Raw genomic sequence first — 15330 nt, forward strand, 5'->3', positions numbered from 1 at the left:
GAAAGTTAAAAACACGTTAACTTACAAAAATTATTAAAAAACAAGTAATAAGGAGTTGGATACAGTGCCTTTTTAAAACCGTTATTTTATACTAATAAATTCACTCCGTCGATTAAGTTGATGTTCGCTTTCGCTACAAGGCACATTATTTTCGCATTTATTTACAAGACTAGATTCTCCATAGCCCCTGCCAGTTATACGTGATTTATCAATATTTCCTTTTTCAATTATATATTGAATAGTACTTTTTGCACGTCGCTGACTTAGCAACAAATTATAATCATCTCCTGCTCTACTATCGGTGTGAGATCTTACATCGATTTTAAGTTGAGGATACTGTTTTAAAGCCGCTATAATTTTTTGTAATTCTACTTCGGCATCAGGTCTAATAAAAGATTTATCAAGATCAAAGTAAATAATCTCAAGTTCTAATAGTTTTGCTAAATCATCACCAGGTTTAACTTCTTTTTCTGCTAACCCACCTTTACTAAGTTGTAGGGTTAAATTATGCTCATGTTCTAACACGTTGTGTGTTGTCAAAATCACTTCGGTAGGTTTATAATCATCTTTTGTTGCTCTAACTATATAGTTAGTGGCACATTTTAGATTAAAGGAATATTTTCCGTTTTGATCACTCTTTATACGTTGTAACTCATTATTAGCGTCATCCATTAATATAACTTCTGTATTAGGTATTACCTCTTTTGTTACTGCATCGGTAATTACACCTTTTACGTATTGTCTACATTCTGTTATTAACTCGCCTATCTGCTTAAAGCTATAGATATCGTCATTTCCTTTTCCTCCATTACGATTACTCGCAAAATACCCTATTTTTGTAGCTTCATTAAGAACAAATGTAAAATCATCTTCTTTACTATTAATTGGTTTTCCTACATTATAAGGAACTGAAAATTCGTTAGCATTTTCAGACACAGCAACAAATACATCTAAGCCCCCAAGACCTACGTGTCCGTCACTGGCAAAATAAAGTCTTCCCGAATCGCTTATATATGGAAAAGTTTCTCTTCCTTCTGTATTAATTTTATCTCCAAGGTTTTTAGGAACTCCAAAAGTACCATCTTCATTAATATTAACCACATAAATATCAGAAAGCCCCTTACTATCAGCCATGTCACTAGCAAAATATAATTTTTTACCATCTAAAGTTAATGCAGGATGAGCAACCGAATATTCATCACTATTAAATGGTAACTCCTCTATATCAGTCCATTTATTATCCTTTAATGTTGCTCGATACATCTTTAATAATATAGTTCCCGCTGCATTAGAACCTAGTCTCTTTTTTGTATAATTATTGCGTGTAAAATAGACCGTCTGACCGTCTTTACTAAACACTGTAGAAGATTCATGAAACTTAGTATTAATTCTTCCCTTTATCTTTTTAGGAGCTTCAAGAACACCATTTGCTTCAAGAATATTAGATGAAAACAAATCTAAAAACGGCATCTCATTCCATTCATGTATGGTTTTAGATATTCCGGTTCGATTACCACGAGACGAGGCAAATACTAATTGCCCTCTATTGTTAAAACTTGGTGCATAATCAGAAAATTTAGAGTTTATATCCAATTTTGACAGATTAAACTTACCAGATTGCATCTCAATAAATTTTAAATAATCCCTAGTATTCATAAAAAATTGAGCTCGTTGATCATTACCAGTAAGGGCATTAAATTTTTCCATTACTGTATCTGCTTTTTCATATTGCCCAATACTTTTTAAACATTGAGAATATCGAAACAAATATTCTGAATCTACTTCGTCAGGGTTTTTGTTAATCAACTTTTCATACCACGGCACTGCAGCTTCTAATTGTGCATTAAAATAATATGAATCTGCGAGTTTTTTAAAAAGTTCTGGTGATTCATACCCTTTTTCTGCTACTTGAAGGTATATTTTTCGAGCGTCGACAAATGCATAACGATCAAAGTTTTCATTTGCCTTTTCTAGTCTTTTTTCTTGAGAATAGAGCATACAAGAAACTACTAGTCCTAGTGCTAATACTAAAAAATGTTTTTTGCAACCTGTCATATATTCAATTTACATTTAATCAAAACCCAAAATCATTTTAATTTTTTTGATGTGTAAATGATTCCTGGTTATACTAATATTTAATCTGAATAAGATGAAAATTTTAACCTCTTGTCCCGTTAAAAGAAACGAGGAGTTAACATTCTATTATATTTTTTGAATAGCTCAAATCTTAACATAACTTCATAACTTCCATCATTAAATTGAGATCTTCCTAATTCTGTTGTTTCTCGATCATAAGCGAATCCAATCATCATTGAGTCTGAAATTTGAAAACCTAGTTGTCCTGTCACTGCCGCACTCCAACGATATGCTACACCTAAAGTTAATCGTTCATACATTAAAAAGTTTGCTGAGACATCAACCTGTAACGGTGCACCAAACACAACCTTACTTAATACTGCTGGTTTAAATTTTAGATCGCTACCTATATCAAAAACATGTCCTGCTATAAAGTAATAGTTGATTCTTTCTTCTGCCAGAAAACTAACAGCATCACTGCCGCTAACCGTTGTGCTTTCATCAAAATGATTGGTCTCTAACAAATTAGGCGCACTTAATCCAAAGTAAAACCTATTTGTATGATAATACACACCTATACCTACTTGAGGAGAAAATTTGTTGTCTATATTCGTCTCAAAAAGTGCATCATTTTGATTAAATTGAGATAACTCTTGTAGATTTATATTCAGTAAATGTGCTCCTGCTTTTAAACCAAAACTTAACCTTCCTGTTTCTGAGGTCGGAATTGTATACGAAAAATCAATATCAAAATACGTTTCATCTGTGGGGCCAATTTCATCATTCACAATAGACAACCCTAAACCAACTCTTTCATTATTTCCGATAGGTGTATTAAGTGTTAGTGTTTGAGAACGCGGAGCTCCTTCAAGACCAACCCATTGACTCCTATGCAGCCCCATGATACTCATGACACCACGGCTTCCTGCATATGCGGGATTAACACTAATTGTATTGTACATATACTGCGTATATTGAGCATCTTGTTGGGTATACCCCATAGTACACACAATGCTTAAAAGTCCAGTAACAATTATTTTGTGTATTTTTTTCATTCGCTTTCCTTTAATATTATCTAGATACTCCTACAGTTCTACATTTATTAATATTTTGAAATACTTTTTTTAAAGTTTTTATAAATTCTATAACAATGTAAAAAAGTTACTATAGTATATGTTCAAATATCTATCTATAACACATTTCACCCCATGGGTTACGATTTTATATCGATGAGTTGTTATGCATTAAGACCTATTGATTTTAACCAAAAAATCTTTTCTTTTTTTTGTTCCCAAATCTATTTTAGTCTCATAGACATTTAAATACTGTTTACTAGACATCGTGAGATTACTCTTATATGAGGTATCCAAATTGTCGTTAGAGGATCTATACAAAAACAGACCAGCAATACACAAATAGAGTCCTACTAAAAAAAGGGCTATGATCAACATTAACAATACGTAATATTTATTTTTACTCTTCTTAGGTTCCTTATTATTATCAGTATCTAACTGCTGATTATTATTTTTAGAAGTTGGAGGTGGTTTTATGCTTTTTGACGAAAAAGAATATGAATTCATAATTATTGGTTTACTTTTAAAATTTATCGTTATTCAAATCTCATTTCTTGCTGGCTCGCCACAAATTTCACAATTATAAGATTGTTTTTTTTTTAGATTAAAGAGAATGCCTTATTGGCAACGAGGTAATTCTTTTAGATTTTAATTTTTCATTATATAATTTATGTTTAATTAAAAAAATGTGAACTTATATTTACAAAAGCAGGTACAACCTACTCCTAATTTGATTTTACTCGAATGGTATTATTATATAGTAACACAAAAAAAGATTGTAAAAAATCCGGATTACGACTATCCCGATAAGAGGTGAAAAAAGATATGAACGACAATAACCTTTTCACAGAAAATACTAGCGTATATTTGCTCATAAACAATGTGTTTTTCAATAATTTAAGTTACTACAATTATAATCTCCTAGGGCGCGAGAGTATTACAATCAGATTTTGACGATCTACTTACTTAAATCAAAATGATCAACATCTAAAAATTAAACCGCTTCTACATAATGTATAACAACACTAAAATATCGTGTTTAATTTTGTGTAACAATAACAATTAGTGGGTATCGCTAATCTATTATGTTTTTGTTAACATTATAAATTTATACATAATACTTCAATTAACAACATGGTATAACCTCAATATTTATAAGTTATAACCATATTTTTATACTATAACGTATCGTATTTAGAAATTAAACGATGATTATAGACTAAAATCTAAATAATGTTACAAACAAAAGAGAGGCTATCCTAGGATAGCCTCTCTTTTGTTTTGTACAATTTTATATAATTAAAATGTATAAATTATATAAAACCACGTTTTCTTGCCTCTTCTAAAAGCTGTTGATCATCTGCCTTTGCAATAGAGAACATTTCTTTAATTTGATTCTTCCTTTTCTCTATAGCACTTAATGAAAGACTTACATAATTTGGTAAGTTTTTAGTTTTAACACCACGTGATAAGTGATATAAAATCTTCAGATTTTTTTCATCTAATGAAAACTTATTTGTCATCATTTTTCTGAAGTGGTCATTAACCGTTGCACTATAATACGCTTTACCTTTTACAATGTTATTAAAAGCCAGTAGCAATTCACTAGATGTAAGATCACTCTTAATTAAAAAACCTGCAGGATTAATATTTTTAAGAATATTATGTATTCTGTGATCTTCTCTATGCATGGTTAAAATGATCACTTTTGATTTAGGTAGCAGTTCTTTTGCATGCTTTGCTAAATCTTCTCCAGAAGTTATTGTACCATCAGAAGATGGTGGCAATTTGATATCCACAAAAAGCATATCATAAGGAATCGTTTCTGAAGATTTGACAATGTTTGCATAGGCATCATCACAGTTAGAGGCAATGTCTATCTTGATTTGATATTCATTTTGGTTTTCACCTAATAAGGTATTCTTATACCCTTCGATAATCATTGGATGATCATCAATCATAAGAACTTTTAGCTTTTTCTTCATTTTAAAATTTGTTGTTTTTTTACCTAAAAAAAACAGTAGACTCAACGTATATAACTTTTACAAAAGAAAAATAGTATGATCCTACTATTATAATTAGATTGTTAGTTTAAACTGGTACACTTACGGCTACTTTAGTACCCTCGTCTTTTTCACTCAAAAACTGCACCACACCGCTCATCTGACTGACTCTTGATGTAATATTTTTTAAACCAATCCCTTTTTTAACCTTAGTACTTTTAAATCCGATTCCATCATCCAAGATAGTAAGATTTATTTTATCTTCTAAATAATCGAAATCAATTTTTATATTTTCTGCATTGGCATGCTTAAAAATATTCTGCATTGATTCTTGTAAAATTCTAAAAAAGTTTACTTTTTTCTGGTCATCGATTTCTTCCCAATCGATATCTTCATCGTTATTAAACTCAAAATCAATTTTATGTATTGCACAAAGGTCCTTGATCAAATCTTCGACAGCATCTATATATGCTACATCAGACGGCAAAGTTTCTGCCCCTAGATCATGAGAGATTAATCGTATTTCTTTTTCTATAGATTTAAGTTCGTCTATATATTTATTTCTGGCTTCTGTAAAACCGTCATTGGCACGTTGGTTAATCCCATCTAGACTTAACCGTACTCCAAATAATCGTCCTAATACACCATCATGCAGTTCTTCAGACATTCGCTGTTGTTCTAACTGCCTTCCTTCTTCTAGTTTTATTTGTTGATTAAGTAGCAATCGATAAATTTCTTGATTTGCTTCTTGTTGTGTTTGGGCAAACAATAGTTCTTTATTGCTTTGTTGTTGTCTAAATATGATATATCCCAATAAAAATAAAGCCGTTAATCCTAATATAGCAATGATAAGGATTTGGTTTTCTTTACTTATCTGTTGGTTTTGATCTTTTATTTCATTCGTTTGAAATTCAATTCTTGCAAATTTATCTCGAAACAAACGTTCTTCCTTTACTAAACTGTCATTGAGTTTAATATATTTATTAGCATATACTAAACCTATATCACTACTTGAAATATCAGATAATATTTTATATGCTTTTAACAATTCTTCATTATTTTGTAGTTCCAGTGACATGTTACTAGACTTTTTAGCATATAATTTAGAAAGACTATCATTACCAATAGACATATAGTACTCCGCCAAGTGTAGACTGGTAGTAGCAATACCATATTTATCCTTAATACTATCCTTTATTTTTAAAGCTTCATAAAAAAGACGTGGTATCTCAGATGTATCATTAGATAAAAAGTTCACATATGCCAAATTATCAATTAATGTAGTTCTTAATTTGGGGGCCTTAGCCAAAAAATCTTTATATGATAAAGCTTTGTTATAGTATTCTTTTGCCTTACCATACTTTTTTTGGGACTTATAAATCGTTCCTATATTAACAAAAGAAGCTATTGTTCGAGAAACTTCATTATTAGTACCTTTAGCATATTCTATTGCTTTATAATGATAGTCAATAGACTCTTCATAACGTTCTAAATATTTCGCCAGTATACCTAAATTAGTATAACACAAAGGCAAATATTTTTCATTCCCTGCACTAATAAACTTTTCAATTGCTTCTATTGTAATAGCCTCACTTTCAGTATAATCTTTTGCTTTTCTTAATATCAAAGCAATGTCTATTAGTATCTTACCATGATTATATTCAGACCCTTGAATTTTTGAATAAATCCGTTCTGCCTGATCAAAGGAATAATATGCACTATCGATTTTAGAAACTTTATTATAATAGATCCCTATATTTCCATGCGACTTTGCTATTCCAAGCGAATCATTTATCGACTTTGACAACCTCAATGCCTTTTCATTCATTTTTTTATAGGTGTCATAATCCTTAATCGTATAATAACCAATAGAAATAGTATGAATTTTATCTAGTTTATATTTCCCATCTGCAAGTGTTGAAGAGAAATTATATGCCTTACTAAGAATAGTTTTCTTTTCATCAATAGAAATTTCCTTACTTTTAGATTCTTCAATATAAGATTCAACTAAATTTGACATTGATACTTTTTCTTGAGCAGTCTCATCTGAGTTATTACAGCTAAATAATATCAATCCAAAGCATGCCAGAAAAAAATTATTAAAGAAATTGGTCATAACAAATTTTTACAAAATTTAAAATAATCAATTAAATTACAATAAAAAAAAGAACTTTAAAATAAAAGTTCTTTTTCTATATTTTTTGATAGTATAATGTACTATTCTGGATCCACGCCATCTCCTTCAACATCTTCTCCTCTCAATTCATCTTCAATTTCAATACCTACTTCTTCATTAATATTATCAGCTTCACAAGCCAAAAACATTGTACTTAAAAATAATATAGCGAATAGTGTTTTTATAGTTTTCATATTGTTTTGTTCTTTATTTAATATTATTTATATTTTTTATACTTTCTTCAATTCATTAAGGCTTATTCTTCAGGAATTACTCCATCTCCATCAACATCCTCTATTTTACTTATGTAACCAACTTCTGGATCTACACCTTCTCCTTCTGCATCTTCAAATTTAGCACCATTATCTAATTCGGGGACTACACCCTCTCCTTCCGCATCTTCAGAAATAAAATTCTCATTTCCGTCAATTCCAATTTCTTCACTCACTACATCCGCTTCACAAGCGATAAAAAATGTACTTAAAAATAAAACTGCGAATAATGTCTTTATAGTTTTCATAACTGTTTTTTTTATTAGTTTGTTTACTCCTTAAAACTAACGTCTTAAGTTGGGGTAATTGTTTGTTTATTTAGTTTAACTTTTACTTTTACTTTGGGGTTTTTCGCTGCGCTTGCGAAAATTTGTACTAGAGACTCATTATGCAATTTTGATAGTGTGTTTCTCTGTTTGTACACTACAAATGTAGACCTAAACCTCGCGCGCGCCCAATATATTAAGGTGTGTTTAGTAATTGACCCCCAATTAAGTGTGGTTGGATCGATTATACGGGTGGTTGGACGTATTTTAAAAATACAGGTTTTTTCTTGTAGGAAAAAAGTGTCTTTTCTGACTTCAAAGACAGTATGACAGGCTTAATAAAAAAAACCGATAGATAACGTTATCTATCGGTTAATTTTTAAATAATACTTTGTTAAACTATATATGTATCAAACTTTTTTTAGATAGCGCATCTTTAATTTCTTCTACATTAGTCTTATATGATTTTGAAAACGGAATCATATCGTCTGTGTTCTTGATTGCACATTTTGCTTTACCAAAATGAATCCTAGAAACATAGTTGGTATTTATAATATAACTGTTATGAATTCTTACAAAATGATCTGGCAATAAATTTTGAAAATGCTTTAAGGTTTTGAATGCTTCTACCTTATTGCCGTTACTCATAATAAAATCTGTAGTATTATTATCTGCTTTTAAATATAATATCTCTTCTACATCTACAAACCTATAATCCCCATAGGATTTAAAGCATAATGTATTATCTTCTACCTTATCAAAATCCTTCTCAAACCTTAACAACGTTCGGTTTATCTGGCTTTTGCTCATTGGTTTTAGTATATAATCTAAAATTCTATTACGTATCCCTTCTATAGCATAATCTGATGTTTTAGTGATCACAATAAACTCTGGCAGTTGTGTCATATACTTTGTTAATTCGGTCATTAACGTGTATTGTGTTTTAGCACAATGTGTTCCTGGAACTTCTGGTTCTAAAAACACTAATCTTGGCTTTCTTTCTAAAATAAGATCTAATGCTTCTTGCTCATCCTTTGCAATTCCCGTACAAATATAATCTGTCTGTTCATCTAATGCTATTTGAATGGAATCTGCAATCTTTTGATCATTGTCAATAATTACATAAGGATATTTCATAGGGTAAAAATTAAAATATTAGTGTCGGTTAATGAACATCAAATTATTGTTCTTACAAGATAGGATTTTTAACTCTTTTTTAAATACGGTTTTACCGTAACATTTTTATGGAGAGCCTTTGATAGCAAGGCTTCACAGACTGTTCTTTATCGATCAATAGCTACATTTAATCGAAACAAAAATACAGCCATCCTTAAACGACAAAAGCAGAATTATAGTATATGTTTTTATAGAAAAATTACAGAACCCATAATTATATTACCAAAAACCGGCCAAAAGTAGTTTAAAATCCACCTTGACTTATTAAACAACTATTAAAATTTCATTAAATAAGACACCCCGCAACCACTATTTTTTAAAATTTTAATAAAAGTTTAAGTCTTTGCACTACTAAATGCATGAATAATACATCTTAAATGATTACCAAAAACTATAAAACACCATCTTATTAATATTATTTAGCATTAAAGTCTTAAAATATATTTGTAGCAAATCTTGTAAAGAGACTCTGTTTTGTCTTAATTTTACCTTATGAAAAAGATTGTAGTACTTACTGGAGCAGGAATAAGTGCCGAAAGCGGCATCAACACTTTTAGAGATGCAAATGGGCTTTGGGAAGGTCATGACATTATGGAGGTAGCTTCTCCTATAGGATGGAGAAATGATCAAGATTTAGTATTAGATTTTTATAACAAAAGACGAAGACAACTACAAACCGTGCTTCCTAATAAAGCACATTTTGATCTTGTTACTCTCGAACAACAATATGATGTCACTATTATTACACAAAATGTAGATGATCTTCATGAAAGAGCAGGAAGTTCCTCAATTATTCATCTTCATGGTGAACTACTTAAAGTACGTAGTCAATTTGACGAGCAACTTGTTTTAGATTGGAAAGAAGATTTAAACACAGGAGATCTTTGTGAACACAATTCACAATTAAGACCTCATATTGTATGGTTTGGCGAAGATGTACCTATGATGGATAAGGCTATTGCAATAACAGAACAAGCTGATTTTATTATGATCATTGGGACGTCTATGCAAGTATACCCTGCTGCAGGACTGGTTCAATATGCACCCAACAATACACCTATCTATTTTATAGATCCCAAACCCTCTATATCTGCAAACGAACGCCTGACTGTTTTATCAGAAAAAGCAACAACCGGAGTACAAAAAGTGGTAACTGAATTAATGAAGTAATCCAAATTTGTAATATTACTGTATCGTATCTTTATTTAGTTGTAAAGATTCTTGTGCGAGGGTATCTGTAATTTTGGGAGTTATCGTATCTGTTAATTTTTCTCTAGTCTTTTTAGCCCAATTGATCAATACTTCTGAGTCTGATGAAGAGAGTTCCCCGTGTACCCATGTATATGGTTTAAGTGGCATTTCTTTTTTCTCCAGCTCTTCTATAAACTCTTCTAGTTTGTGATCTTTTTGTTTTATAGTATATGATTCCCAATCAGAGATATTAAAATGTTCTTTACCTTCTTCAATTTGATAGGCCATCCAATGCGAGATAGGACTTACTTGCATATACCAAGGATATCTGGTAAATGTACTGTGACAATCATAACAATTATTTTCTAAAATTGTTTTAACCTCACCTGTAACCCCCACACTTTCTTCAAAATTAGTAATACTTAAATAACTGGATTCATTTTTATCTGGTCTTAAAAATTGTGAAATAACCAGTACTAATACTAATAAAAAAAGTAAATTTTTAAACATGACGTATTCCCTTTAGTAATGAACATCTCTTAATTTTTTTCTTTGAATTGAAACAAAATATTAAGATTCATTCATAACAAAAATCAATTTAGATAATTGTGTGTTATACAAGTAATAACGATTTTAACACTTAAATATTATTTTCTAATTTTGATTTGAACAACTATCAAATTATAATGATCGTATTAAAAGATGTACTGGATACCGTTAATCATTCTCGTGAAAAAAGAAATTACTTTGCAAATTTAATTCTTGATTCTCCAGAATTACTACCTGAACTTTTAGAGATTTGTGCAGAAGTTGATCATGAAATCTCGTGCAGAGCGTCTTGGGGTTTAGAATTTTTATCAAAAAAGAATTTAAACGTTATTCTACCCTACCTAGATGAACTTATTACCATTGTACCATCAGTATATCAACATCCTGCAGTGCGCCCAATGGCCAAAATTTTTGAATATTTATGTATCTCATATTATAAAGACAAATCAATAGCGGTTAGAAAAGCATTATCTCGGCAACATAGAGAAAACATTACTGAAATTTGTTTTGATTGGTTAATCACAGATCAGAAAGTAGCTCCTAAAGCATATTCTATAACATCACTGTATTTGCTAGGTACAGAATTTGATTGGGTACATCCTGAACTTAAAGTTACTTTAGAAAATAACTACAATGAAGGCAGTGCCGCCTATAAAGCACGATCAAGAATGATTTTAAAAAAGTTGTAGTTTCGACTATATTAGATTTAATGAGTTCTTTTATCTTCTAGATTAATTTTATTGACTTGATTCATATTCAAGACATAGGCATCTAATTTCATCAAAAAATCATTACGAGTCCTTCGTAATTGGTAATTAATTAAATTATCTTTGCCCCTTTCAAAAAACAAAAAATTATGTCATCATTTCCTTTGCAAGCCATCTCACCAATTGATGGACGCTATGCATCAAAAACTCAATCTTTAAGTGCATATTTTAGCGAAGAAGCTTTAATCAAGTATCGTGTTTTAGTAGAAATCGAATATTTTATTGCGCTTTGCGAATTGCCATTACCCCAACTGCAAGGTGTTGACAATGCTGTTTTTGAAAAATTAAGAGCTATTTACACAGGTTTTTCTACAAATGACGCTCAGGCTATAAAAGATATTGAAAAAGTAACGAATCATGATGTAAAAGCCGTAGAATATTTTATCAAAGAAAAGTTTGACATCCTCGGGTTACAGGAACACAAGGAGTTCATTCATTTCGGTCTTACTTCTCAAGATATAAACAATACGGCTATTCCTTTAAGTATTAAAGAAGCTATAGGTGATGTGTATATTCCTCAATATTTAGAATTAAAAGATAAATTAACCACTCTGGTCAAAGAATGGTCTAATATCCCAATGCTTGCCCGTACACATGGTCAACCAGCTTCTCCAACTAGATTAGGTAAAGAGATACAAGTATATGTTACCAGACTAGAAGCACAATTTGATTTATTAAATGATATCCCTAGTGCTGCAAAATTTGGTGGTGCAACAGGAAACTACAATGCACATAAAGTTGCATATCCAAATATCGATTGGAAAGCTTTTGGAACTCGTTTTGTTCAAGAAAAATTAGGTTTACATCACTCTTTTCCTACTACACAGATTGAGCACTATGATCATATGGCTGCCTTATTTGATGGCTTAAAGCGCATTAACACCATCATACTTGATCTAGATCGTGATATTTGGACGTATGTATCTATGGATTATTTTAAGCAGAAAATTAAAAAAGGCGAAGTAGGTTCATCGGCAATGCCGCATAAAGTGAATCCTATTGATTTTGAAAATAGTGAAGGTAATATAGGTATTGCAAATGCTATTTTTGAGCACCTTGCTGCCAAACTACCTGTAAGTAGATTGCAGCGTGATTTAACAGACAGTACTGTACTTAGAAATGTTGGAGTACCTTTTGGACATACTATCATTGCATTTCAAGCTACATTAAAAGGCTTAAACAAATTGTTATTAAACGAAAGCAAGTTTGCACAAGATTTAGAAAATAATTGGGCGGTAGTTGCCGAAGCAATACAAACTATTTTAAGGAGAGAAGCCTACCCTAACCCTTATGAAGCATTAAAAGGGTTAACCAGAACCAATGAAGCTATTAACGAGAAATCTATCGCTGATTTTATAGAAACTTTAGAGGTTTCTAACGAGATCAAAGCAGAACTAAAACAGATAAATCCTTCTAATTATACAGGGATTTAATCTGTGAGACATAAAAACATTAAAAAAGCCTCTACTAAAATTTAGTAGAGGCTTTTTTATGTTTAACTATAACCATCTATATTAATCTATATCTATAGTTTCTGCAATTTGCTTAAAAGCACTTAGATCCATTTTTTCCATAGACTTTGCTAGTTTTGCAATATTTGCAGGTTTCATATTATCTCCTAAAACTCGTATTAGTGCTAGTCCTTTTTCCTGATCGTTAGCAAATACGATTACCTCATCAATTTTATCTTCGTCTCCTTGAAACTTTAATTCTACTTTAGTCCCGTTAGAACCAAATTTCATTAACGTCTCATACTTGTCTGAGCTTAATATTTTACCAATAGCAGCAGTTTCTTTATCAAACTTACCTCTTAAATCGTCATTAAGTTTCAATGCTAAAAAATTTACTTTCTTAATACTTTCTAACGTCTCCTTTTCATCTGCACTTAGTTCTATCTCATCTTTATCTAATAGGCTTGTAGGAACATCTACTGCTATAAAATCATTATCGTCTTGATGATTAACAAAATATTCTTGTAATGTTTGATCGCTATTACAACTTGCAAAAGCTAATAAACCTACAAGGCCTAAAGTTTTAAATACATTTTTCATTCTTTTGGTTTTTTGCCTTAATTAGATAAGGCTGGTTGATCGTTTTTGATTGATGTTACTATAATCTACTACTATTTTAAACGAAGCCGGTTAGTAATGACTTCGTTTAAAATGATAGTAGTTTTTTAAATACTAGTGATTAATTTCCTTTTTTAACCTTCTTTAATTCTTTTCCACCTGGGATATTAAGATCATCTGCCAATTTTGATACTTGTCTAAGATCTATTTTTCCTGTTATGGTTAATATGATAGATTCTGGACCATCTTTTTTATCATTTCCTTCTAGATACATAAATAACTCACTTACATAGTCATCGGTACTACCTGGCTTTATATAAAATTTTATATTTTCACCATCATCACTTTTAACACGCATCAATTCGTCTAAAGAAGAACTTTTTAAGTAGTTTCCTACGTCTCCTTGCATTTTCTGACTTACCTCTTTATTATCTGTGATAAATACTTTAATATTATTAATATTTTCTACCAAGTTTAGATATTCTTGAGTTTCTTTATCAGAACTTTCGAAATCAATTTTGCTTAATAGTTTAAACATTTTGTTGGTGATCACCATAGAGGTAACGTCACTCATGTTTTCATATTTATCAAAATAACTTTGTGCATTAGACACATATGGTAATACAGCCAGTACTAAAATAATTGCTAACTTTTTCATATTTCTTAATTTAAATTACCTCGAAGTTAATCGAGATCGTTGTTTGTGTTTGTGTTTCTATTTTATAAATTTACTTTTAGTGTTTTCAAATTCCTTCAGGTACACTAACCCCTGCTTACCCTCATTCATATATTGAGAAACCATACTGAGGATCTTTTTGGTTTCCTGCAATGCTATTTCTGGATCTTCAAACGTATCTACTTTTTCAGGAGGCGGATTAGTTCTTGTTAAAAACAAGCCTGTAATCAAAGCGATAGATGCCGCCATGCCAACCCAAGCAAACTTAGGTCTGTTACGAGTTTTTAGTTTTAGATCCCTAGTAGCAGTTATGGTGCTTTCTTCAGAAAAATACTGAAACAAATCTCTATATCTCTCGAGGTGTGACGGCACAGTTTCTCTGGTAAAATAAACCTTTAATTCTTTTTCTTCAGAAATGGTCGTTTCACCCTCAAAATACTTTTCGAGTAATTTTTCTATGTTAGACAACTCCATAATTGTGTTTTTTTAATAATTCTTCTCTAATTTTTTTTCTTCCTCTTGATAATGCTACTCGAACGGCTGTTTCATTTAGGCCAAGCATATCTGCAATCTCGGCATTATCATATTGTTCTATATCTCTAAGCTGGATAATCATTCGTTGTTGTTCTGGCAGATCATTCATAATTTTACCAACCCAATCTAAACTATCCTTAGCTTCTACTTGTCTTTGTAACGAAGGCCTTTCATCCTTATAATTACTATGTACAATTTTTAGATTTCCAGTTTCTTTTGCTTTAAGCTTATCATAACAGTAATTTTTAGTCATCGTCATAGCAAAGGCTTCTACATTCTTATACTCTTCTATCTTCTTTTTATTTTTCCATAGCTTTAGCAATACTTCTTGTGTTGCATCTTCAGCCTCTTCATTACTTACCAATAAACGCTTAGCCAACCTAAATAGTTTGTCCTTAAATCCATTAGTTAGTGTTATAAATACTCTTTCTTTCATTTTTTGGTTGGTTGCATTAAAACTTTGTCAGCTTTATACTAGGGAGACGACTATACATATAATTTG

The 15330-nt window shown here is 30.8% G+C and carries 16 protein-coding genes; 3 read left to right on the plus strand and 13 right to left on the minus strand.

From position 1 onward, the window contains the following. Window positions 1-81: 81 nt before the first annotated feature. The 8 genes from AWE51_RS07715 to AWE51_RS07745 all read right to left on the minus strand — a co-directional run bounded on the left by AWE51_RS07715 (window position 82) and on the right by AWE51_RS07745 (window position 9003). Entirely contained in the window at window positions 82-2055 is a 1974-nt protein-coding gene (locus AWE51_RS07715) for an OmpA family protein (protein ID WP_066311820.1), read from the minus strand. A 119-nt stretch (window positions 2056-2174) separates the two neighbouring features. Then, on the minus strand, window positions 2175-3131 hold the full coding sequence (locus AWE51_RS07720) for a PorP/SprF family type IX secretion system membrane protein (RefSeq protein ID WP_066311823.1): 957 nt from the start codon (window positions 3129-3131) through the stop codon (window positions 2175-2177). 189 nt (window positions 3132-3320) lie between these two features. Next, window positions 3321-3656: a hypothetical protein gene (locus AWE51_RS07725; RefSeq protein ID WP_066311826.1), complete on the minus strand. Its 336-nt coding sequence runs from the start codon at window positions 3654-3656 to the stop codon at window positions 3321-3323. Window positions 3657-4462: 806 nt separating this feature from the next. Beyond that, window positions 4463-5134: a response regulator gene (locus AWE51_RS07730; RefSeq protein ID WP_066311829.1), complete on the minus strand. Its 672-nt coding sequence runs from the start codon at window positions 5132-5134 to the stop codon at window positions 4463-4465. Window positions 5135-5240: 106 nt separating this feature from the next. After that, complete coding sequence (locus AWE51_RS07735) at window positions 5241-7268, minus strand: tetratricopeptide repeat-containing sensor histidine kinase (protein ID WP_066311831.1); 2028 nt, start codon at window positions 7266-7268, stop codon at window positions 5241-5243. Window positions 7269-7369: 101 nt separating this feature from the next. Beyond that, on the minus strand, window positions 7370-7522 hold the full coding sequence (locus AWE51_RS26415) for a hypothetical protein (protein WP_157766039.1): 153 nt from the start codon (window positions 7520-7522) through the stop codon (window positions 7370-7372). 62 nt (window positions 7523-7584) lie between these two features. After that, a complete protein-coding gene (locus AWE51_RS07740; protein ID WP_066311833.1) occupies window positions 7585-7848 on the minus strand; it encodes a hypothetical protein in 264 nt (87 codons plus the stop codon). A gap of 417 nt (window positions 7849-8265) precedes the next feature. Continuing rightward, the gene (locus tag AWE51_RS07745) at window positions 8266-9003 is read right to left on the minus strand and encodes a LytR/AlgR family response regulator transcription factor (protein WP_066311835.1); all 738 of its coding nucleotides are present in this window, start codon (window positions 9001-9003) and stop codon (window positions 8266-8268) included. A gap of 531 nt (window positions 9004-9534) precedes the next feature. Between AWE51_RS07745 and AWE51_RS07750 the strand changes: the two genes are divergently transcribed. Further along, window positions 9535-10212, plus strand: a complete 678-nt coding sequence (locus AWE51_RS07750) for an SIR2 family NAD-dependent protein deacylase (protein ID WP_066311838.1) — start codon at window positions 9535-9537, stop codon at window positions 10210-10212. A gap of 15 nt (window positions 10213-10227) precedes the next feature. Here AWE51_RS07750 and AWE51_RS07755 read toward each other — a convergent pair whose 3' ends face one another. Then, the gene (locus AWE51_RS07755; protein ID WP_066311841.1) at window positions 10228-10743 is read right to left on the minus strand and encodes a heme-binding domain-containing protein; all 516 of its coding nucleotides are present in this window, start codon (window positions 10741-10743) and stop codon (window positions 10228-10230) included. Between the two features lie 176 nt (window positions 10744-10919). On the opposite strand from AWE51_RS07755, the gene AWE51_RS07760 reads away from it, so the two are divergent. Together AWE51_RS07760 and purB are read left to right on the plus strand one after the other, a co-directional pair. Continuing rightward, a complete protein-coding gene (locus AWE51_RS07760; RefSeq protein WP_066311844.1) occupies window positions 10920-11471 on the plus strand; it encodes an adenylosuccinate lyase in 552 nt (183 codons plus the stop codon). 167 nt (window positions 11472-11638) lie between these two features. Then, a complete protein-coding gene (gene purB, locus AWE51_RS07765; RefSeq protein ID WP_066311848.1) occupies window positions 11639-12982 on the plus strand; it encodes an adenylosuccinate lyase in 1344 nt (447 codons plus the stop codon). Between the two features lie 81 nt (window positions 12983-13063). Here the strand turns inward: purB and AWE51_RS07770 are convergent, their stop codons facing one another. The 4 genes from AWE51_RS07770 to AWE51_RS07785 all read right to left on the minus strand — a co-directional run bounded on the left by AWE51_RS07770 (window position 13064) and on the right by AWE51_RS07785 (window position 15264). Further along, entirely contained in the window at window positions 13064-13600 is a 537-nt protein-coding gene (locus tag AWE51_RS07770; protein WP_066311851.1) for a DUF4252 domain-containing protein, read from the minus strand. Window positions 13601-13739: 139 nt separating this feature from the next. Next, window positions 13740-14276, minus strand: a complete 537-nt coding sequence (locus AWE51_RS07775) for a DUF4252 domain-containing protein (RefSeq protein WP_066311854.1) — start codon at window positions 14274-14276, stop codon at window positions 13740-13742. Window positions 14277-14333: 57 nt separating this feature from the next. Then, the gene (locus tag AWE51_RS07780) at window positions 14334-14768 is read right to left on the minus strand and encodes a hypothetical protein (RefSeq protein ID WP_066311857.1); all 435 of its coding nucleotides are present in this window, start codon (window positions 14766-14768) and stop codon (window positions 14334-14336) included. Beyond that, window positions 14755-15264 (minus strand): RNA polymerase sigma factor, encoded by a 510-nt coding sequence (locus tag AWE51_RS07785; RefSeq protein ID WP_066311861.1) that lies wholly within the window; start codon window positions 15262-15264, stop codon window positions 14755-14757. The genes AWE51_RS07780 and AWE51_RS07785 overlap by 14 nt, the downstream gene beginning before the upstream one ends. Between the last annotated feature and the right edge of the window lie 66 nt (window positions 15265-15330).

The organism is Aquimarina aggregata, assembly GCF_001632745.1.
Taxonomy (GTDB): Bacteria; Bacteroidota; Bacteroidia; order Flavobacteriales; family Flavobacteriaceae; genus Aquimarina; species Aquimarina aggregata.

What these genes read in the sequence shown, in the direction of transcription:
- AWE51_RS07715 (WP_066311820.1), bottom strand. Translation starts at nt 2,055, where the DNA reads ATGACAGGTTGCAAAAAACATTTTTTAGTATTAGCACTAGGACTAGTA.
- AWE51_RS07720 (WP_066311823.1), bottom strand. Translation starts at nt 3,131, where the DNA reads ATGAAAAAAATACACAAAATAATTGTTACTGGACTTTTAAGCATTGTG.
- AWE51_RS07725 (WP_066311826.1), bottom strand. Translation starts at nt 3,656, where the DNA reads ATGAATTCATATTCTTTTTCGTCAAAAAGCATAAAACCACCTCCAACT.
- AWE51_RS07730 (WP_066311829.1), bottom strand. Translation starts at nt 5,134, where the DNA reads ATGAAGAAAAAGCTAAAAGTTCTTATGATTGATGATCATCCAATGATT.
- AWE51_RS07735 (WP_066311831.1), bottom strand. Translation starts at nt 7,268, where the DNA reads ATGACCAATTTCTTTAATAATTTTTTTCTGGCATGCTTTGGATTGATA.
- AWE51_RS26415 (WP_157766039.1), bottom strand. Translation starts at nt 7,522, where the DNA reads ATGAAAACTATAAAAACACTATTCGCTATATTATTTTTAAGTACAATG.
- AWE51_RS07740 (WP_066311833.1), bottom strand. Translation starts at nt 7,848, where the DNA reads ATGAAAACTATAAAGACATTATTCGCAGTTTTATTTTTAAGTACATTT.
- AWE51_RS07745 (WP_066311835.1), bottom strand. Translation starts at nt 9,003, where the DNA reads ATGAAATATCCTTATGTAATTATTGACAATGATCAAAAGATTGCAGAT.
- AWE51_RS07750 (WP_066311838.1), top strand. Translation starts at nt 9,535, where the DNA reads ATGAAAAAGATTGTAGTACTTACTGGAGCAGGAATAAGTGCCGAAAGC.
- AWE51_RS07755 (WP_066311841.1), bottom strand. Translation starts at nt 10,743, where the DNA reads ATGTTTAAAAATTTACTTTTTTTATTAGTATTAGTACTGGTTATTTCA.
- AWE51_RS07760 (WP_066311844.1), top strand. Translation starts at nt 10,920, where the DNA reads ATGATCGTATTAAAAGATGTACTGGATACCGTTAATCATTCTCGTGAA.
- purB (WP_066311848.1), top strand. Translation starts at nt 11,639, where the DNA reads ATGTCATCATTTCCTTTGCAAGCCATCTCACCAATTGATGGACGCTAT.
- AWE51_RS07770 (WP_066311851.1), bottom strand. Translation starts at nt 13,600, where the DNA reads ATGAAAAATGTATTTAAAACTTTAGGCCTTGTAGGTTTATTAGCTTTT.
- AWE51_RS07775 (WP_066311854.1), bottom strand. Translation starts at nt 14,276, where the DNA reads ATGAAAAAGTTAGCAATTATTTTAGTACTGGCTGTATTACCATATGTG.
- AWE51_RS07780 (WP_066311857.1), bottom strand. Translation starts at nt 14,768, where the DNA reads ATGGAGTTGTCTAACATAGAAAAATTACTCGAAAAGTATTTTGAGGGT.
- AWE51_RS07785 (WP_066311861.1), bottom strand. Translation starts at nt 15,264, where the DNA reads ATGAAAGAAAGAGTATTTATAACACTAACTAATGGATTTAAGGACAAA.